Below are 20,715 nucleotides of genomic sequence, written 5' to 3'. Positions count from 1 at the left end.
CCTTTTGCGCTGAATATCAGAAAATTATGTCTTTTCAACTTTGTTATTTGACTAACATTTGATCACTAAATAATTTATTTGCTATTACCATAGGTTTATAATATTTCTATACTCCCAAAACTATAGAAGCATCAATATTGAGGTTTCTGCTAATGCTTCTTGCAACTTGGTAGGTTGGCTCAATTTTTCCCGAGAGTATTTCACTTATCCGGGAAGGGCTGATGCCGATAAGTTCTGCTAGCCCTTTTTGAGTTAGGTTCATTTCATACATTCTCAATTTGATTGTTTCCGCTAATGAAGGAGTACCAATTGGATAATGTTCGTCTTCGTACTCTTCTACAAGACAGGAAAGCAGTTCTAACTCTATTGAATCTTTGTTATCAATAGGGGTTTCATTGTTTACAATGCCCAGAAGTTCTTCTATGCGCTCCATCACAACATTGTATTCTTTTTCTGTTTTAATCTTTGCCATAATCTTACATTTTAGAACAGTCGTCAATATCATCGTACTCTTTGTGAGTACCAATAAACCTAACGTACACCGTTTTTACTTTAAACAAAATCCTTACTATCAACCGATAAGTATTACCTTTTATGTTAAAGACGTAATTGTCATTTCCAACTGAATCCACACTATTAAAGTTCTTTTTCACATCACTAAAGTTGCTCCAATCAGCTTTTTTAGTCTTTGAGTGCCATTCCTCCAAAGGAGTCTTTGCATCTGTATGCTTCTCGTAGAAATCAACTAATGGCTTCTTCTTGATAATCTTCATCGGTACGATATTTTGTACAAAGATAGGTGTAAAATTCCACAAGGCAAAATATAGTTCCATATATTGTATCTACAAATAAAGAGAAATTATCGGTCTACAAAATTCACTATTCCCTATTGTGGTCGCTGGGTAACAAACTATTGAAAACCATATAAAACACAAAAGGCCTCAATCTTTCGATTGAGACCTTTGAGGTTCCTGGCGGATTCGAACCGCCGTAGACGGTTTTGCAGACCGGTGCCTAGCCACTCGGCCAAGGAACCTTTTGATAAGGGGTGTTCGAATACCCTTATTTTGCGTGTGCAAAGTAAGCTATTCTTTTTGGAATATACAAATATGAACCTTGTAAAATTTCTTTGGGGTAAATGGGGTGTGTTATTACTATATTAAATTTGAAGGGGATTTGATTGTCTTTGTTTTACTTTTTGGGGGGCAAATGTGATGAAATTGCTGTTTTTTTGTCTGTTGTCTTGATATTTTAGCTTGGAATTAAAAAATAATGCGTAATATTGTTCGTCCAATGCACAATTAAAAATAATGACGAATCAAAAGAATTTAAATATTGCGTACTACACATGGGCATTGATGACCCCTTGGGGGGTTCAATTCTACAAATAAACAATTGCGGTGACCACGTCTCCGCCTTGTAGCAATAGGTCTTATTGCACCTTTTTCTATAGGACAGAATTATGTCCTTTTCCGATCAAAAAAAAATAATCTAATTAATAGGCAATGAAGGTATTGAAATTCGGCGGAACATCCGTAGGTTCCGTGGAGAGTATATTAAATGTAAAAAGAATTGTAGAGGCTATTGATGAGCCGGTTATTGTGGTTGTTTCCGCTTTAGGGGGGATAACAGACAAGTTACTTGCTACTTCAGATATGGCTTCGAAAGGTAATATAAGCTATGAAAGCTCTTTTTCTGAAATAATTACCCGTCACTTGAACGTTATCGAAGGGGTGATTCCTGATGCGGAATTGCGGGCGGAGACGTTAAAAAAGACCATGATCTTGTTGGATGAGTTGGGGAATATTTTCAGAGGAATCTATCTGATACAGGATTTATCTACGAAAACATCAGATACTATTGTTAGTTATGGTGAGCGTATTTCATCGCTGATTATATCAAATGTAATAAAGGATGCAAAACTGTTTGATTCACGTAAGTTGATTAAAACAGAACAGCAGTTCAATAAACATATAGTAGATTTTGATCTTACCAATCAGTTAATCCTTGAAGCATTCAATCCGCTACCGAAGGTGTCTTTAGTTCCGGGCTTTATCTCTTCAAATAAAGAAAATGGAGAAGTGAGCAATCTGGGACGTGGAGGTTCTGATTATACGGCTTCTATTTTGGCTACGGCATTAGGTGCGTCTGTTTTGGAAATATGGACAGATGTGGATGGTTTTATGACTGCCGATCCTCGGGTGATTAGTTCTGCATACGTTATCGAACGACTTAGTTTTACTGAGGCTATGGAGTTGTGTAACTTTGGTGCTAAGGTGATTTATCCGCCAACAATCTATCCGGTATACCATAAAAATATTCCTATCCGTATCCTGAATACGTTTAACCCGGAAGCTCCGGGTACTTACATCTCTAAGGAGCGTGTGCCGGAGGAAGGTAAGGCTATTATTAAAGGAATATCTTCTATCAATGACACCTGTCTGATCACTGTTCAGGGATTGGGTATGGTTGGTGTAATTGGAGTGAACTACCGTATTTTTAAGACGCTTGCGAAGAATGGTGTAAGCGTATTTATGGTTTCACAGGCAAGTTCGGAGAATAATACAACTTTTGCCGTTCGAAATGCTGATGCGGATATTGCCGTTGATGTGCTGAACGAGGAGTTTGCATTAGAGCGTTCACAGGGAGAGATCAATGATATTATAGCTGAACGCGATTTGGCTACGGTGGCTATTGTGGGTGAGAATATGAAGCGTACTCCGGGTATTGCCGGTAAATTGTTTGGTACTCTTGGACGTGCCGGTATTAGTGTGATTGCTTGTGCGCAGGGTGCTTCGGAAACGAATATCTCATTCGTAATCAAACTAAAGTACCTGCGAAAAGCGTTGAACTCTATCCACGATTCTTTTTTCTTGTCGGAGTATAAAGTCTTGAATTTGTTTATCGCCGGAATCGGTACTGTTGGCGGAAAGTTGTTGGAGCAGATTCGCATACAACAGCCGAAACTAATTAAAAACGGATTGAGTGTGCGTGTTGTCGGGATAGCGCGTAGCAACCGTGCTATCTTTAAGCGTGAAGGGTTAAACCTGGATACGTATAAAGAGGATTTAGTGGAAAACGGACAATCGAATTCTCCCTCGCTGCTTTGTGAGGAGATTCTCAATATGAATATATTTAATTCCGTGTTTGTTGATTGTACGGCTAATCCGGATGTGGCAGCACTGTATGAGACGTTATTGAAGAATAACGTTTCGGTTGTGGCGGCGAATAAGATCGCGGCTTCTTCTTCTTACGATAATTACATCAAACTGAAAAATACAGCACGCCAAAGAGGAGTGAAGTTTCTTTTTGAAACAAATGTAGGTGCTGGTTTGCCTATAATAAATACAATGAACGACTTGATAAACAGTGGTGACCATATTCTTAAACTGGAAGCTGTTTTGTCCGGTTCGTTAAACTATATCTTTAATACATTAAGTGCCGAAATTCCGTTGAGTCAGGCCATACTGATGGCTAAAGAAGCACATTACGCAGAACCTGACCCACGGATTGATCTTAGTGGTAAGGACGTTGTGCGTAAATTAGTAATTCTTGCCCGTGAAGCCGGATATAAAGTGAACCAGGAAGACGTGAAGCGTGTTTTATTCATACCCGAAACTTATTTTGAAGGAGGATTGGACGATTTCTGGAAGAGGATCAAGGAACTTGATGACGAATTTGAGCTTAAACGCCAGAAGTTGGAGGCTGAGGATAAACATTTCCGCTTTGTGGCCAAGATGGAAAATGGTATATGTGAGGTGGGACTACAAGAAGTGGGAGCACAACATCCATTCTATGAACTGGCCGGTAGTAATAACATTATCATGATTTCTACAGAGCGATACCACGAATACCCGATGATCATTAAGGGCTATGGTGCCGGAGACAATGTAACGGCAGCGGGAGTGTTTGCTGATATTATTTCTATAGCAAACATTTAATAGAGTATAGATTAAAAGGCATAATGATGAAACATATTATTATTCTGGGAGACGGTATGGCGGATGAGCCTATCGATTCTTTGGCAGGTAAGACTCCGTTGCAGTTTGCAACTACTCCTTACATGGATAAGTTGGCGGAGTTAGGTGTATCAGGAATGTTGAAAACAGTTCCGGATGGATTCCATCCGGGAAGTGAAGTGGCTAATCTGGCTGTGTTGGGCTATGACTTGTCTAAAGTATATGAAGGGCGCGGCGTGTTGGAAGCAGCAAGTATAGGTGTTGAATTGCAACCCGGTGAAATGGCTATGCGTTGTAACCTGATCTGTACTGAAGGTGACATACTGAAAAATCATTCATCAGGTCATATATCAACAGAAGAAGCTGATGAGTTGATCCGTTTCCTGAATGAAAAGTTAGGATCGGATACGGTACGTTTTTATACGGGTGTATCTTATCGTCATCTGCTTGTGGTTAAAGGAGGGGATAAGCATCTCGATTGCACACCTCCTCATGATGTGCCTCTTAAACCATTTGCTCCGCTAATGGTGAAGCCGGAGATTCCGGAAGCAAAAGCTACGGCTGATCTTCTTAATGATCTCATTCTGAAATCGCAGGAGTTACTGAAGGAACATCCTGTTAACCTGAAACGTATCGAAAAGGGGAAAGATCCAGCTAATAGCATTTGGCCTTGGTCACCGGGGTATCGTCCGGCAATGGAAACCATGCAAGAATTATATGGCTTTAGTGCGGGAGCAGTAATTTCTGCTGTTGATTTGATACGTGGTATCGGAACTTATGCCGGATTGGAGGTTATTAACGTAGAAGGAGCTACCGGTCTTTATGATACAAACTACGAAGGTAAGGCTCGTGCCGCACTTGAGGCGTTAAAAACAAATGATTTCGTTTACCTTCATATTGAAGCCAGTGACGAAGCCGGGCACGAAGGAGATGTGAAACTAAAGATCCGGACAATCGAAGACCTCGACAGACGGGTGCTTAAGATTATATACGAAACTCTCCAGACATGGAGTGAGCCTGTGGCCATAGCTTTATTGCCCGATCATCCTACACCTTGTGCTATTCGTACGCATACCGGCAAACCTATCCCCTTTGTTATTTATAAGCCGGGACAGACGGCCGACAGCGTGACTCGCTACGATGAGTTTTCTGCTAAGGACGGTAAATACGGCGTGTTGGAGAAAGATCAGTTTATTCGCGAATTTTTAAGATAATACAAGATGAAATATTATAGTACAAATGGACAAGTTGCTCCTGTTTCTTTAGAAGAAGCCGTAGTGAAAGGTCTTGCCGGAGATAAAGGTTTGTTTATGCCTGAAAAGATAGCAACATTGAGCAAATCAACCATTGACGGTCTAAAAGATAAATCTTTTCGCGAAATAGCTTGTACGGTAGCCCGCGCGTTTTTCGGAGAAGATATCGAGCCCGACACCTTGGATGCGTTAGTGAAAGATACGTTGTCGTTCGAAACGCCTGTTGTCCCGGTCAGGAAGAATTGCTATAGCCTTGAGTTGTTTCATGGTCCAACGCTTGCGTTTAAAGATGTGGGTGGTCGTTTTATGGCTCGTTTGCTGGGCTATTTTATAAAAAAGCAAGGATTGAACGATGTAAATGTTCTTGTTGCTACATCCGGAGATACCGGTAGTGCGGTTGCGAATGGCTTTCTTGGTGTGCCCGGTATCCGTGTGTTTGTGCTTTATCCGAAAGGAAAGGTCAGTCCGATACAGGAATGTCAGTTTACAACGCTCGGTCAGAATATCACAGCACTCGAAGTTGATGGAACGTTTGATGACTGTCAGGCTTTGGTTAAGAATGCTTTCATGGATGAAACACTGAACAACCACATGGCATTAACATCAGCGAATTCAATTAATGTAGCCCGTTTCCTTCCCCAATCATTTTACTATTTTAACGCGTACGCTCAATTGGATCGTATGGGTAAAGCCGGAGAAATGGTGGTTTGTGTACCGAGCGGAAACTTTGGCAATATTACCGCCGGACTTTTTGCTGCCCGTATGGGGCTACCCATTAAACGTTTCGTTGCGGCAAATAATCGCAACGATGTGTTTCTTGAATATCTCAACACCGGAAAATATACTCCCCGCCCATCCGTGTCCACGATTGCAAACGCGATGGACGTGGGCGACCCAAGTAACTTTGCCCGTATCCTTGATTTATTTAAAGCGAATGAGGATGTTCATAAAGCGATTTGTTCTAAGATCAGTGCCTATCGTTATACTGATGAACAGATTGCCCAGACAATGCAGACGGTATATAGCGAAACCGGTTACATTCTCGATCCACATGGAGCATGTGGTTATCAGGGTTTGATCGATAGCAAGTTGACCGCTACGGAAACCGGAGTTTTTCTTGAAACAGCTCACCCGGCCAAATTTAAAGAAACAGTAGATAAAATCCTTTCATCGGATATTGAAATACCTGCTAAATTGCAAGCCTTTATGAAAGGAACTAAGCAAAGCGTGGAATTAGACAAAGATTTTGTAGGGTTTAAAGCCTTTTTGCTTAGACAATAACGCATCCTATTTTTTTTGTAGCACCCACGATTGTGGAGCGCTACAAAAATAATAGTTTAATCCTGTCTCCATTCTTTCATTTCATACATATCCAGGTATTCTTCCCAGCCTTCATCCTGTTCAGCGTAAATAGTTATGGGAAGTAATTTGAATGGCGCAAGTGCTTCATTCAGTCGTTCGCCGAATACAGGTACAGAACGGGAATAAAATATCCAGATCTTTTCGCCTCCCCCCGTGTATACAGCAGTCATAATGGCTAACTTGTCTTTTTCCATGATCTTTTGTAGCGCAACTTCAACAGCTTCCATTAATTCCCCAACGGAGCTTGCCGGCATACCTTTTTGATCCGGATCATATCTCCATGTAATTTCGATACGGTCTTTTAACTTTCCGCAGGATGCGAACTCTGATAACTCATCACGTCCCAGGATTGTTATCATATCTCCTGTTTCGTTTTCAGACAAGGCGGTAAACCATTCGTCACTTAATTTCATAATTATATCTTGTTAGGTGTTTATTCCTTTTTTTCTTTTCTTCCACAACTGCCATGAGTTGATAATATTTTGCCAAAGTACGTAAGCGGCCGGAGCTACGGATGAAATAGGGTTAAGATAAACTTGTGCCATCCAAATAGCAAGAATAGTATTCTTTTGCCCTAATCCTTGACCAGACGAAACCGGATCACCGTATTTGCGTCCAATCCTTCTGCCGATTAAAAACTGACCACAGCAAATTAATAAAGAAATGATAGTGCAGCCTATTTCTACAAAATAGTCCGGATTTTCCTGTTCAACAAGAAATTTTACCGTACGCCCCGTTACAATAATAAGCGCAACGGCCCAAAGATAAAAAGAAAGTTGATGTATAGTTAAAATTTTCGCATGTAACCGAGGTGTTGCATAACGAATGAACCATGCCGCCACTAACGGCAAGAGGAGTATAGGTCCCACCTGACTGCAAATATATAGCACGGAGTCGAAGAAGTCCATGTTGTTGTATAAGCCTAAAAGCGGAAACAAAACAGGCACAATAAGTGCGACGGCTATGTTGCAAAAAAGAAGATAACTTGTCAGAAAAGCGATACTACCCCCCAGCATCCCGGTGATTACCGCTGCCGATGTAGCTGTAGGTGCCAGCACACAGATCATTGCCCCTTGCGCGATGATTGGATCAATCCGGTAACAGAGGGCGTAAACAAGCAGCGCGCCTCCGATTTGGACAGCCAATAATTTAGCATGAGCCGGATGAAATCGCATTTCGCGGGGAGATAGCTTACAGAACGTAAGCAAAAGCATGGAGAAAATAAGATAAGGAGTAAGAACTGCCAATTGTCCGCTGACCGGATATGTAATGGCACCCACAATCATTGCCAGCGGCAATGTCCAGTCTTTAATAAATTTAAGCACGCGTACTATATTCATTTATATATGTGTACAAAGTAACAAAAAAAACCGGCATTGTAATAATTAACAAGCCGGCTTCATTATTATCGGGTTATTGCTTAACGCAACGGTTTGTACTGAACAAAAGCTTCAATAGCTTCGTAGGATGCAAGTCCCAAATCTCTGTAAAGATCGGCTGTAGCACGGTTACGATCTTCCGCGCGTTGCCAGAACAAACGCTCGTCGTCTCCGAGGAACGGCGCACTTTCAGCTTGCGATTGGTGCTTCAGAATAGCGATACGTTTCAAACGTAGTTCTTCCGGACTGATAGGCACGGCCATTTCGATGTGGTCCATTTCCCATTCTGCCCAGGCTCCGCGATACATCCAGATGCGGCATTCTTTCATCCATTCATCGTCTTTGATCTCATCTACCGCCGCTAAGATAGCATCCAGACAAACCTTGTGTGTTCCGTGTGGATCCGCAAGGTCTCCTGCTACGAATATCTGATGAGGCTTTACATTTACAAGGAATTCCTTGATAATATCTTTATCTTTTTCGCTGATGTCATTCTTTTTCACTAAACCGGTTTCATAGAATGGTAAATCAAGGAAATGAATATGATCATCTTGTGTGATTCCCGAATGGCGAGCTCCGGCACGTGCTTCTTCTCGGCGGATAGTTCCTTTCATAAAGAGAACATCTTTATGTTCGGCAACTCCTTCTATCTTTTCGTTGCGGAGATAATGAAGGATTTCTTCAGCCTTCTTGGCAACTTCATCTGTGCTCGGTGCATATTTAGCGCAAACATCACGCAGGTATTCGCAATAGCGGATTACTTCATCGTCTGCTACAGCGATATTTCCGGACGTTTGATAAGCTACATGCACATCATGGTTCTGATCGCACAAACGACGGAATGTTCCTCCCATTGAGATCACATCGTCATCCGGGTGTGGACTGAAGATGATTACACGCTTCGGATAAGGCGTAGCGCGCTCCGGACGATTGGAATCATCGGCGTTAGGCTTTCCTCCCGGCCATCCGGTGATGGTATGCTGTATATCGTTAAATATTTTAATGTTTACATTATAAGCCGAACCGTATAGTGCAAGTAGTTCGCCCAAACCATGTTCGCTATAATCTTTATTGGTCAACTTAAGGATAGGCTTGCCCGTTAACTGACATAGCCATACAATCGCGCGACGAATAAGTTTATTGTCCCATTCGCAGCTTGTAACCAACCAAGGGCGACTGATACGTGTAAGCTGGGATGCAGCTGTCAGATCAATTGCTACACGGGCACTCGGAACAACCGTTTGCAGGAATGTAGCAGGGAACGAGTCGCTTACTTTGCCTTCCACTGTTTGTTGGATCAGCTTGGATTTGTTTTCTCCCCATGCCATCACGATGATATTCTTCGCAGCAAGTATGGTAGACATACCCATAGTGATTACACTGGGTGGTACGTTCTCAATTGATTTGAACGTGTTGGCGGCTTCTTTACGGGCATCATTATCTAACAAAACCAAACGTGTGCGGAGCGACGGTGTTGAACCGGGAGAGTTAAACCCGATATTACCGGCATGTCCTACACCAACTAAGATGTAATCGATTCCTCCAAACGATGCGATTTGCTCTTCATACTGGTTGCAGAATTCAGAGGTCGTATCCTTAGACATAAATCCGTCTGGCGTAAAGATGTTGGCAGGATCAATATCTACATGATCCAATAACGCGTCTTTCAAGAAAGCAATATTACTGTTTGCTTCTGATACTAATGGGTAGAATTCATAAACATTAAATACAACTACATTCTGAAAACTCAGGTTTTCTTCTTTGTGCAGTCGGATCAGTTCTTTGAATACACTTTGAGGTGAACGACCTCCAGGTAGTGCTAAAACAAATTTCTTTGCTGCTTTTTGTTTTTTACGAATTTCTGTAGCGATTTCTTTGGCGATAGTAATAGATCCCTCATCGGCCGATTCATAAATAGATGTCGGGATCTTTTCGAAACGCGTGAGTACGGAATACTCGTAGGCATTTTCCGGTCGGTAGTACCGTGTGGGAATTCGCGTTAATGTAATTTGTGAACTAAGATTTGTCTTCATTATTACAACGTTTATAGATTTAAAAGACCGAATTGCAAATATACTAATTTCTATAGTACGTCCGACCTAGTTAACTGTTTAAATCTTCTAATTCTAATGTCAATTCCGTCCATTTTTCCATTGAATCTGACAATTTTTTCTTGAGGTCGCCATATTCGGTGTATAATTTTGTGTCTGAAGCACCTTCAGGAGTTGCCAGCCGGGCTTCAAGTTCACTGATTTTGTTTTCTGTCTTTGAAATGTCTTCCTCACATTCTGTGATTGCTTTTTCTACTTTGCGTATCACTTTGGCCTGTTCTTTCCGGGCTTCGTAAGAAAGCTTGCTGTCGGTTACTTTGGTATCTCCTTGCAGTGTGTCGTCTGATTGTGCCTGGGCAGAACGTTCCAGTTCGCGTAGGTTGTCCATCTTTTTGCGTTCAAGGAAATCATAGATGCCCCCCAGATGCTCTACCACACGTTTATTGCCAAACTCATAGACTTTGTCGACTAAGCCGTCCAGAAACTCACGGTCGTGAGATACGAGGATTACTGTGCCGTCAAACTCTTTCAAGGCATCCTTCAAAACATCTTTAGAACGCATATCCAAGTGGTTGGTAGGCTCATCGAGAATCAACAGATTTACCGGCTCTAACAACAAGCGAATCATGGACAAGCGACTGCGTTCACCTCCGGAAAGCACGCCGACTTTTTTATCCGAAGCCTCTCCTCCAAACATAAATGCACCTAATATATCTCTGATCTTCGTTCGTATATCTCCTTGGGCAACATAATCGATCGTGTCGAAAACCGTCATGTTCTCATTTAGCAACTGCGCTTGATTCTGCGCAAAATAACCAATCTTTACATTATGACCCAATTGCAACTTGCCCTCAAAGTCGATTTCGCCCATAATGCATTTTACTAATGTAGACTTTCCTTCTCCGTTTTTCCCTACAAAAGCAACTTTATCTCCCCGGTTGATGGTAAACGTAGCCTGTTCAAAAACAAGGTGGTTGCCATAACGTTTGGCTAAATCTTCCACGATAACGGGATAAGAACCGGAACGTGGAGCCGGAGGAAACTTAAGGCTCAGCATGGCTGTATCGACATCGTCCACCTCAATGCGTTCTACTTTTTCTAACTGTTTGATGCGCGATTGAACCTGTACAGCCTTTGTCGCTTTATAGCGAAACCGTTCGATAAAGGCTTCCGTATCCGCCAGTTTCTTTTGCTGATTCTCGAAAGCCCGGATTTGTTGTTCGCGTCGCTCCTTGCGCAACACTACGTACTCCGAATATTTCGCTTTATAATCATAGATATGTCCCAGCTCGATTTCTATGGTGCGGAAAGTAGTGTTGTCAATAAAAGCCCTGTCGTGCGAAACAAGGATTACAGCGTTAGCGCGAGTAGCGATAAAGTTTTCCAACCATTGAATAGATTCGATATCCAGGTGGTTGGTCGGCTCGTCGAGTAGGAGAACGTCAGGTCTTTTCAACAATAATTTCGCCAATTCGATACGCATACGCCAACCGCCGCTAAATTCGGAAGTAGGCCGGTCAAAATCTTCACGCTTAAAACCAAGTCCTATTAATGTACGCTCCAGTTCGGCATGAAAATTAGTACCCCCTTCCATCTGAAAAAGTTCGGAAAGATGCGTCACCCGTTCAATCAAGGCATGATAACTTTCGGTTTCATAGTCCGTACGTTCCGCCAATGCGAGATTCAGTCGTTCAATCTCTTGCTCCATTTTTCGGATATGCTCAAAAGCCAGTTCGGCCTCTTCGCGTACGGTATGCGCATCCGAAAGTTGCATTTGCTGAGGCAGATAACCCACGGTAATGTCTTTCGGCAGACTAACATTTCCGGAAGTAGGAGGTTGCAACCCGGCGAATATTTTCAACATGGTTGATTTGCCCGCGCCGTTTTTTCCCACTAAAGCGATGCGGTCTTTTTTATTAACCACAAATGAAACATCATCAAAAAGAGTAAACCCTCCAAACTCTACCGTTAGTCCTTCAACCGATACCATATTCAAATCTTCATTAATAAATAGGATGTAAAGATACAACAAAAGTATCCATTCATCATTTCTTTCCTTACACCCACTTGTTTATTTGTTCTGATTTATCCTCAAATTGCGAGGCAAGTGCTTTTACCTTTGCTTTAAGAATTAGCTTTCTGCCTTTAATGGTGCGAGTAAAAACCAATTCGCAATTAACTACAAGCCGTAGCCATTGACCGGCAAAATATACTGCTGTATTTTTGTTTTTACCGAGTAGTTCGGGTACAGAATGATAATCTTCCTGATCCGTGAAAAACAGCAATAGTAAGGTATATAAATTAAGAACGCCCCTCAAGTATGCTGTCATTACGACGCGCCTGAGAGGCATATTATCTTTACTTGCTTTTTTAAAGCGTTTTTAGTCTTATTTTATACCCCATAAAGATAATGACTTTTATGAGAATACAAGCATTTTAGATGCGTTTTTGAGTCAGATACGCCATAGGGGAAGTTGTTAGGTTGAATGGCAAACTTAATATTCCACAATCGCGCATGATGAGCACTTATGTTTCGAACATAGTTTATAACATGAAGCCAGGAACAGAAAGTTCGTTCGGAAGGAATGCCAAATGATTTTGCAATACTAATAATGTCTTGTCTGTTTTTTCAACGTTTAATCTTCAACGATTATACTATAATATTGGGCGATATTTAGGAGGTAAAAAAAATATGAGGCTCCTCAAAAGACAAAAGCACGGCCGTCAAAAAACAAAAGCAGGAGCCTCAAAAAATAAAAGCACGGCCGTGCTTTTTTTAAAAGGATGTATATCTTGCTAATATATTTGTTGATATTTAGTTGGAAATAAGTGTTTTTTTTGTGTGTAAATTGAATTCTCATTTATGGAATGATCGCATTAATATAGAAGTTCGTATCTTGCACTGTTTTATTATAAAAGATATGCATCAGATTATTGATTTTGATAAACAGTTATTTCTTGATATTAACAGACAACATGCGGAATGGTTGGATCCGGTTATGTTGTTCTTTAGTTCATATACTGCCTGGGGAGTGATTGCCGGGCTGATTTTTTTGTATGTTTTATTCGTGAAATCGAAAGAAAGGCGTTGGCTTGCTGCTTGTTTTATGTTTTTTTCTGTGGCAGCTACAAATTTATCCAATCAACTTATAAAGGTGATTGTTGAACGTCCACGCCCGATTCATGAAACCGCTTTTCTGGATGTTATTCATGCGATAGAAAAGTTTGATACCAGCTACAGTTTTTTTTCGGCTCATTCTTCCTCTTCTTTTGCCTTGGCGATATTTGCCTCGTTGGTTGTGAGAAGGAACTGGTTTACTGTGAGTACCGTTCTGTGGGCATTAATCGTGGGGTATAGCCGTATTTATGTGGGGAAACATTATCCGATGGATGTGGTTGTGGGTATTTTATTTGGTAGCCTGATGGCTGTTTTTTCGTGGAAATTGTATTGTTATTTTAAAAAACGCAAAACAAATAAAGAGGTATGACAAAGAAGAGAATTATTGAGGTTTGTGCTAACTCGGCTCAGAGTTGTGTTGAGGCTGAGGCAGGTGGGGCTACTCGTGTGGAACTATGTGCCGCAATCCCGGAAGGGGGTACTACTCCGAGTTACGGAGAGATAAAAACAGCGCAGGAGTTAACTTCAGTTATTGCTATTAATGTTATAATACGTCCTCGTGGAGGCGATTTTTTATATACTCCGGCTGAGGTTAAATCAATGATGTATGACATTGAAATGGCTAAAGATATGAAGGTGCATGGGGTTGTTTTTGGCTGTCTGACAGCTGAAGGAGATATAGATGTGGAGTTGTTGAAACGTTTGGTCGATGCGTCAAAACCATTGTCGGTTACATTTCATCGTGCTTTTGATGTTTGTCGCGATCCGTTTGTCGCGCTCGAACAGCTTATCGAAGCCGGTTGTGATCGTGTGCTGACTTCGGGCCAGGAAAAAGACGCGGTAACAGGCATTCCCTTATTAGCCAAACTGGTAAAGCAAGCCGCCGGAAGGATTATTATTATGCCCGGCTGTGGTGTACGCGAAGATAATGTTGCGCGTATAGAAGCCGAGACCGGAGCTGTGGAATTCCATACTTCAGCACGAAGCGTAGTGCATAGTAAAATGGTGTATCGTAAAGAACGAGTGCCTATGGGAAGCAGTGCGGTGACATCCGAATTTGAAACAGTTGAAACAGATAGAAATAAGGTAGCTCTTTATTTGTAATATGTTAAGATTTTCCTATTTTTGATCTATTAATCACCCATTTAAAAGAAGAAAGAAGATGGAAACACGCAAAAGATTAAGCCGATCATTGAAAGATAAAATGATAGGCGGTGTTTGTGGAGGTATTGCGAACTATTTTGATGTAGATCCGACGCTTGTGCGTGTCGGGTATATTCTACTTTCTGTATTCACTTTGTTTTCAGGTGTAATTGCGTATTTCATCCTTTGGCTTGTTATGCCTGTCGACCCCGATAATTAAAGAATGAATTTTGAATTATCTTCTCCGTTTAAGCCTACCGGTGATCAGCCGGAGGCTATTGCCGCATTAACGGAAGGCTTGCTTAGCGGAGTTCCTTTCCAAACCTTGCTTGGTGTTACAGGTTCGGGCAAAACTTTTACAGTCGCGAATGTGATTGAGAAAGTGCAACGACCTACCTTGATCCTTAGTCATAATAAAACTTTGGCAGCTCAGCTTTACAGTGAGTTTAAGGCTTTCTTTCCGAATAACGCGGTGGAGTATTTTGTTTCGTATTATGATTATTACCAGCCTGAGGCTTACCTTCCTACTACAGATACCTATATAGAAAAAGACCTGGCCATCAACGATGAGATAGATAAACTTCGTTTGCGGGCAACGGCTTCTTTATTATCCGGACGTAAGGATGTGATTGTTGTTTCTTCTGTTTCTTGCCTGTATGGTATGGCGGACCCGAGTGCTTTTGCCGAGAAAGTGGTGCATCTGGAAACGGGAATGAGGATAGACCGGGATGAAATGATTCGCCGGTTTGTAGGTGCTTTATATGTAAATGACAAAGTGGAATTTCGACGGGGCACGTTTCGCGTGAATGGGGATACAGTGGATATCTTCCCCGCGATTGAAACATTCGATGGAATGGCTTACCGAATAGAATTCTGGGGTGATGAGATAGAGCGAATTTCTACTTTTGAGCCGGATACGGGAAAAGAAATCGATGAACAAAATGAGCTGAATATCTATCCGACTAATCTGTTTGTAACTACACAGGATCAGCTGAACAGGGCAATCGGACAAATTGATGTGGATCTTGGAACTCAGGTAGAGTACTTGAAGTCCATAGGGAAGCATTTTGAAGCCAAGCGTCTTTATGAACGTGTTACGTTTGATCTTGAAATGATCCGGGAATTGGGGCATTGCTCCGGCATTGAAAACTACTCCCGCTATTTTGACGGACGCGAAGCCGGCGAACGTCCTTATTGTTTGTTAGATTATTTCTCCGAAGATTTTATGCTCGTAGTTGACGAAAGTCATGTTACTATACCTCAGATACGTGCCATGTATGGTGGAGACCGTTCGAGAAAACAAAACTTGGTGGAATATGGATTTCGTCTGCCGGCGGCAACGGACAATCGCCCACTTATGTTTGAAGAGTTCGAGTCACTTATTCATTGTGCCATTTACGTTAGTGCGACACCTGCGGATTTTGAATTGGAAAAGAGTGAAGGGGTAATCGTTGATCAGGTGATTCGACCGACCGGACTTCTTGATCCGGTGATTGATATCCGGCCTACAATGAACCAGATTGATGATCTGATGGAAGAAATACAGCGTTGTTCTGCCATTGACGAACGGGTGTTGGTTACTACCCTGACCAAACGTATGGCCGAAGAGCTTACTGCTTACTTGGGTAGGATGGGCGTGCGCTGTAATTATATTCATAGTGATGTGGAAACACTTGACCGCATTCAGATTATGGATGATTTGCGAAAGGGCTTGTTTGATGTGTTGATCGGAGTGAACTTGTTGCGTGAAGGTCTGGATTTACCAGAAGTATCTCTTGTTGCCATACTTGATGCGGATAAAGAAGGATTCCTCAGATCTCACCGTTCGCTGACGCAAACTGCCGGACGCGCGGCCCGTAATGTGAATGGAAAGGTGATCTTCTACGCGGATAAAATCACGGCCAGTATGCAGCTTACTATAGACGAAACGAACCGTAGGCGTGAGAAACAGTTGGCATATAACGAAGCTCATGGCATCACACCTACACAGGTGAAACGAAACACATCTTCCTTGTTGTCGGAAAAAGGTACGCTTGCGATCGATCCTTATGCTTATGTTGAGCCGCAACCAAGCCTTGTTGCAGATCCGGTGATTAGCTACATGTCGCGCCCCCAATTAGAGAAAGCGATTGAACGCACGCGCAAACAAATGGCTGAAGCTGCTAAAAAACTCGACTTTATCGAGGCTGCTCAATATCGGGATGAATTGCTTAAATTGCAGGACTTATTGACTACTAAAAAATAACAGTATGAAATTTTATTACCTTCTATTCGTCGTATTTCTGTGTTCTTTTTCGACCTATGCGGTTGAGGATAAGTTGTACATGGTGCAGCAGGACCGGGAAATTTTTGATCGCTACATCAATTATATTTCAGCGGATGACTATACTTCGCAAGAGGTAATAATGGCTACTTCCATGTTCTTTTTGAATACGCCTTATGTGGCTGCAACCTTGGAAAAGGAACCCGAAGGATTGGTTGTTAATTTGCGGGAGTTGGATTGCACTACGTTTGTAGAAACGGTTTTGTCTCTGTCGAAAACCGTTGTAGACGGAAAACCTTCTTTCGAATCATTCTGTGAAAATCTGAAACAATTCCGTTATCGGAACAGTATTATTGATGGCTATACCAGCCGGCTCCATTATACTACAGATTGGATCTTTGAAAATACCCAAAAGGGCTTGGTAAAGGATGTTACGAAAGAAATAGGTGGAGATCCGTTATCAATTGATTTGTTTTTCATGAGTCGAAACGCTGATAAATATAAGCTGCTGAAAGATAATCCTGCGTTGATCGCCGATATGGCAGCTGTCGAAAAATCGGTCAATGATCGTTCGCATTACTTTATTTCCAAAGATCGGATCGATGCTTGTGGTGAAGGCATTAAGGATGGAGATATGATTTGTTTTGTAACCTCAATAGCCGGTTTAGATGTGTCTCATGTAGGTATTGCCAGATGGGAATCCGGCAGATTGACTTTTGTTCATGCCTCTTCCACGCAGAAAAAGGTAGTTGTACAATCCGGCACATTACAGGAATACGCAAAGTCAGTATCAAAGAATAGTGGCATACTTGTTGTTCGTCCGCAATTTTAAAAAAGTTCAAACGCAAACCGGAATCCGCACCGCTGATATTCTTTGCCTCTGAAGCTAACGAATCCGGCTATATTAAAGATGTTATTACCTATCCCATAGCCAATTTCCGTATAGCTATTCAACACCGGAGTCCATAACTGACCGAAGTAGAAACGTTCGGAAAGTACATATTTCGATATGCCTTTTTTGAACAGATGTAATAGTATGAACGGACTTTCATACATGAAATGAGCTTGTGCATATTTGTCGGACGCATTGTACCACTCTCGTTTTAATAAATGGAATCTGCCTCCCATTTCCTCACTCCATCTGTCCGGGAAGAAACTCTGTCCGAAAAAACGGAAATCAGCAAAATAAACCGACTTCTGTTCCGTATACAAACCGCCACTTATGTTGTAACTTAATTCCCGGCTTAAACCGATCGAAACGGCTTGTTGTACGTTCGCTTCTATTCTGCAATAATCGCCGTTGCTGCTAAGTATTCCGGGAATCCCCCTGGCTACTTCTGCTGTAATTGTCGGATAATAAGAATGCATGTATTCCTTTTTATTCCCGACCATCCTATAGTACATTCTTGGTGTATATGAGGCACTGATAACCGGTGTGAAATCGTTGTAATCTTTGTTTATCAGCTCTGCAATTTCCGGATTGTTAATAGAAAATTCCTTTTTGGAAGGCTTGCGTTGATAATAAGAAAGTCCGGCGGACACCTGAAACCCATGAAAAACCTCAATACTATGTCTGAAATCAGCAAAATAGGTTTTAAAGTAAGGGAGTTCAAAATTATCAAAATTGAAAATAGAATCTTTCGTGTGTTCCTTAATTTCCTGCATGAAGAGCGACGAATAACTTTGATAAGTATTCCCCACCGAGAAACTGAAATTACCTAACCGCTGAGGATAATATTCAAACTCGGTTCCCAGTTTGAGGAAGATTTCTTTTCGCTTGAATATTAATCCGACTTCGGGCAAAAAACGAAACTGACGGTCGTTTTGGTATCTTTTGGTAAAACGGAGTTTTTGCTTGTACGTAATACCGTTCATTCTGGAATATCCCAACTGCGACGGATTAAATAATCCCGAATACCGAAGTTGGGTGCTTTTTATATTCATATTAATAGACCCGGTAAGATTTTCGGTTATCTCAAGATATTTGGCCGATCGTGCCGTATCATTTCCGAGTTGATAAATGGAGGTCATTTCATACAATCTTTTCTCCTCAGCAGAAAGCGGATTGTCACGATAGGTAGCCCAGAATGTAGAATCGTTGATGATCGGTATTTCTTTGTTTGATAAAGAATACTGATTGGTCAAGTCGAGTGATTTCTTCTTTTTAGGTCCATCTGTCTGCTCTATCCATTCAACTTTTTTGTTCTTGAAATTTGAGTGATAAGAGGTTTCAATCACATTTCCTAACAAGCTTACCCGCATTTTAAGATCTGCGTTTTCAGGTAAAATAAATTTCCCTTTCTCCTTATTATAGGATATAACCAGATTGAAATCCGCAAAATTATAACGACCGTTTATGTCTATTTTATCAACAGTCCATTCTTCATCCCTGATGTAGATGAAACCGGAGATTAGGTTTTGACTTTCCATCTTAGGGGTAAGACGTATCTTGTAGACCGTATAACCATCGTATTGTTCGCTGCCGTCGAGGTCAAAAGCATAATAAGAAAAAGCGTTTGTGGATATGGGAGTTAGCAAGTCTTCCTTATAAAGCGTAGGAGAGTAGAGGTTTATATTGAGGAAATTAAGTGCCTCCTGCTGTTTCTTTTGATTGGGAATACTATTCCCAGTAATGGCTTTGATTTCATGTTTGTAAATGTTGGGAGCGGTATATTGGGAAAAGCTGGCAATCTCGAACAACATATCTCTGTTTTTTCGGTTTACCGGCAATATGTGATGAGCCAAACGAATAAGCGCGTTGTTTTGTAGAATCTCCGTACGTCCTTTAATGTAAATCTCGGCCTCGTATTTGGCGAGTGTTTTTTCGTGTTTAGAGGCAGCCCATATCACACAGTGCATAATTGAGTCTGCGATCTCGGTCGAGGTATGTTTGTTGTCGAGTGCAGATAAAACATGCTTTTTTCTGTCCGCTACGGTTAAGGCGGTTAATTGGAATGCAACAGAAAGAAATATGAGTATGAAGAAAAACCTATTCAATTATTCCACTTTATTTTGATCTGATTACAAACGTAAAAAATAAAAATGAAAAAGCTTGATTTGTGACCCGAAATATTAAGAACGATATAATTATTCAATCGTATTATATTACTACATTAAAAGAAATAATGTATATTTGTGCTTCACAAGTATGTTATATAGCAGTCGTGGTTAAACAACAACAAGGAGAGGTCGATTTGTCGGCCAGCTTATCAGATGTATGGAGAGTCCTGACCGATAAGGAACGGGATATACTCCGCGGTAGTTCGACGATCCAACAGTTCAAACGCAATGAGTTGATTTACTGTGAGGGCGACGAGCCAAAGGATATGATGTGCTTACTGAAAGGTAAGGTGAAAATCTTCAAAGAAGGTGTTGGAGGGAGAAGTCAGATTATCAGAATGATTAAGCCGGTTCAGTATTTCGGATACCGGGCTAATTTCGCTCAGGAAGATTATCTGACAAACGCAGCTGCATTTGAGGCTTCTACGGTGTGTCTTATTCCAATGACTGTTGTTACGGATCTGTTGATGGGGAATGCAAACCTGGCTATGTTCTTTATACGGCAGTTGTCGGTTGATTTAGGAATAGCAGATGAAAGAACTGTAAATCTGACCCAGAAGCATATCCGCGGGCGTTTGGCAGAATCTCTTTTGTTCCTTAAAGAAAGCTATGGGTTGGAAGAAGACGGTGCGACATTGAGTATTTATCTGGCGCGTGAAGACTTGGCAAACCTGTCCAATATGACTACATCAAATGCTATACGTACGTTATCCACTTTTGTGTCCGAGCGTATAATCGCTTTAGATGGGCGTAAGATAAAGCTCATAGATGAAGAAAAGTTAAAAAAGATTAGCAAAATGGGTTGAAATTGATCCGACAAAATAAGAAGAGGGGGCTTCCGGTAATTCCGAAAGTCCCCTCTTCTGTTTTGAAGGAATTAAAGCGAATTTTTTATAATACTATCTGATTGAAAATATATCCTTTATTTTTCCAAAAATAACCTTTATTTCCGGAAAAATAACCTTTATGTTTTAGAGGGGTTATAATATGCTGATTATCATGAAGATATAAAAGTGGTAAAAACAGGCAGCCAAGCCCTGTTTTTATCTGTGAAAATGAGAAAAAAAGTCGTTGCCGAGCGGTCTTTTCGCTTCATTTGATTCAATGTGAAAACCGGTCTTATTGTT

Annotated in this window: 18 protein-coding genes and 1 tRNA gene; 9 read left to right on the top strand and 10 right to left on the bottom strand. The window is 41.3% G+C overall.

The window, feature by feature from the left end:
- Positions 1-106 precede the first annotated feature (106 nt).
- The 3 genes from B9Y81_RS01620 to B9Y81_RS01610 all read right to left on the bottom strand — a co-directional run bounded on the left by B9Y81_RS01620 (position 107) and on the right by B9Y81_RS01610 (position 1,036).
- Complete coding sequence (locus tag B9Y81_RS01620) at positions 107-472, bottom strand: helix-turn-helix domain-containing protein (protein ID WP_085535243.1); 366 nt, start codon at positions 470-472, stop codon at positions 107-109.
- 4 nt (positions 473-476) lie between these two features.
- On the bottom strand, positions 477-773 hold the full coding sequence (locus B9Y81_RS01615; protein ID WP_085535503.1) for a type II toxin-antitoxin system HigB family toxin: 297 nt from the start codon (positions 771-773) through the stop codon (positions 477-479).
- A gap of 192 nt (positions 774-965) precedes the next feature.
- A tRNA-Cys gene (locus B9Y81_RS01610) sits at positions 966-1,036 on the bottom strand.
- Between the two features lie 469 nt (positions 1,037-1,505).
- Here B9Y81_RS01610 and thrA point away from each other — a divergent pair.
- The 3 genes from thrA to thrC are packed head-to-tail and all read left to right on the top strand — an operon-like array spanning position 1,506 to position 6,493.
- Positions 1,506-3,941 carry a bifunctional aspartate kinase/homoserine dehydrogenase I gene (gene thrA / locus B9Y81_RS01605; RefSeq protein WP_085535242.1) on the top strand — a complete coding sequence of 812 codons (2,436 nt, stop codon included), beginning with the start codon at positions 1,506-1,508 and terminating at the stop codon, positions 3,939-3,941.
- 26 nt (positions 3,942-3,967) lie between these two features.
- Entirely contained in the window at positions 3,968-5,173 is a 1,206-nt protein-coding gene (locus B9Y81_RS01600) for a cofactor-independent phosphoglycerate mutase (RefSeq protein ID WP_085535502.1), read from the top strand.
- A 6-nt stretch (positions 5,174-5,179) separates the two neighbouring features.
- Complete coding sequence (gene thrC / locus B9Y81_RS01595) at positions 5,180-6,493, top strand: threonine synthase (protein ID WP_085535241.1); 1,314 nt, start codon at positions 5,180-5,182, stop codon at positions 6,491-6,493.
- 56 nt (positions 6,494-6,549) lie between these two features.
- Here the strand turns inward: thrC and B9Y81_RS01590 are convergent, their stop codons facing one another.
- The 6 genes from B9Y81_RS01590 to B9Y81_RS01565 form a co-directional block, all read right to left on the bottom strand.
- Positions 6,550-6,987, bottom strand: coding sequence for a DUF695 domain-containing protein (locus tag B9Y81_RS01590; RefSeq protein ID WP_085535240.1), 438 nt, complete (start codon positions 6,985-6,987; stop codon positions 6,550-6,552).
- A 12-nt stretch (positions 6,988-6,999) separates the two neighbouring features.
- A complete protein-coding gene (locus B9Y81_RS01585; protein WP_085535501.1) occupies positions 7,000-7,899 on the bottom strand; it encodes a bile acid:sodium symporter family protein in 900 nt (299 codons plus the stop codon).
- 95 nt (positions 7,900-7,994) lie between these two features.
- A complete protein-coding gene (locus B9Y81_RS01580; protein ID WP_085535239.1) occupies positions 7,995-9,986 on the bottom strand; it encodes a glucosamine-6-phosphate deaminase in 1,992 nt (663 codons plus the stop codon).
- Between the two features lie 70 nt (positions 9,987-10,056).
- A complete protein-coding gene (locus tag B9Y81_RS01575; protein WP_085535238.1) occupies positions 10,057-11,994 on the bottom strand; it encodes an ABC-F family ATP-binding cassette domain-containing protein in 1,938 nt (645 codons plus the stop codon).
- A 67-nt stretch (positions 11,995-12,061) separates the two neighbouring features.
- Positions 12,062-12,334: a hypothetical protein gene (locus tag B9Y81_RS01570; RefSeq protein ID WP_139822876.1), complete on the bottom strand. Its 273-nt coding sequence runs from the start codon at positions 12,332-12,334 to the stop codon at positions 12,062-12,064.
- A gap of 62 nt (positions 12,335-12,396) precedes the next feature.
- Positions 12,397-12,609 (bottom strand): Abi family protein, encoded by a 213-nt coding sequence (locus B9Y81_RS01565; RefSeq protein ID WP_262494093.1) that lies wholly within the window; start codon positions 12,607-12,609, stop codon positions 12,397-12,399.
- A 316-nt stretch (positions 12,610-12,925) separates the two neighbouring features.
- Between B9Y81_RS01565 and B9Y81_RS01560 the strand changes: the two genes are divergently transcribed.
- Genes B9Y81_RS01560 through B9Y81_RS01545 form a run of 5 tightly spaced genes read left to right on the top strand, consistent with a single transcriptional unit; the run spans position 12,926 to position 17,360 of the window.
- Positions 12,926-13,492 (top strand): phosphatase PAP2 family protein, encoded by a 567-nt coding sequence (locus tag B9Y81_RS01560; RefSeq protein ID WP_139822875.1) that lies wholly within the window; start codon positions 12,926-12,928, stop codon positions 13,490-13,492.
- Positions 13,489-14,226: a copper homeostasis protein CutC gene (locus B9Y81_RS01555; RefSeq protein ID WP_085535234.1), complete on the top strand. Its 738-nt coding sequence runs from the start codon at positions 13,489-13,491 to the stop codon at positions 14,224-14,226. The genes B9Y81_RS01560 and B9Y81_RS01555 overlap by 4 nt, the downstream gene beginning before the upstream one ends.
- Before the next feature lie 58 nt (positions 14,227-14,284).
- Positions 14,285-14,485 (top strand): PspC domain-containing protein, encoded by a 201-nt coding sequence (locus B9Y81_RS15140; protein WP_095996234.1) that lies wholly within the window; start codon positions 14,285-14,287, stop codon positions 14,483-14,485.
- 3 nt (positions 14,486-14,488) lie between these two features.
- Entirely contained in the window at positions 14,489-16,510 is a 2,022-nt protein-coding gene (uvrB, locus tag B9Y81_RS01550) for an excinuclease ABC subunit UvrB (protein WP_095996233.1), read from the top strand.
- A gap of 4 nt (positions 16,511-16,514) precedes the next feature.
- Positions 16,515-17,360: an N-acetylmuramoyl-L-alanine amidase-like domain-containing protein gene (locus B9Y81_RS01545; RefSeq protein WP_085535233.1), complete on the top strand. Its 846-nt coding sequence runs from the start codon at positions 16,515-16,517 to the stop codon at positions 17,358-17,360.
- Here the strand turns inward: B9Y81_RS01545 and B9Y81_RS01540 are convergent.
- Positions 17,357-19,525, bottom strand: coding sequence for a DUF5686 family protein (locus B9Y81_RS01540; protein WP_085535232.1), 2,169 nt, complete (start codon positions 19,523-19,525; stop codon positions 17,357-17,359). The two genes, B9Y81_RS01545 and B9Y81_RS01540, sit on opposite strands and share 4 nt — an antisense overlap.
- Before the next feature lie 167 nt (positions 19,526-19,692).
- On the opposite strand from B9Y81_RS01540, the gene B9Y81_RS01535 reads away from it, so the two are divergent.
- The gene (locus B9Y81_RS01535; protein ID WP_085535500.1) at positions 19,693-20,394 is read left to right on the top strand and encodes a Crp/Fnr family transcriptional regulator; all 702 of its coding nucleotides are present in this window, start codon (positions 19,693-19,695) and stop codon (positions 20,392-20,394) included.
- Positions 20,395-20,715: the final 321 nt, after the last annotated feature.

This window comes from Massilibacteroides vaginae (genome assembly GCF_900178525.1).
In the GTDB taxonomy this organism is placed as follows: Bacteria; Bacteroidota; Bacteroidia; order Bacteroidales; family Tannerellaceae; genus Massilibacteroides; species Massilibacteroides vaginae.
Note: the sequence above shows the minus strand (reverse complement) of the source record. Positions and strands in the feature narration are given on the sequence as shown.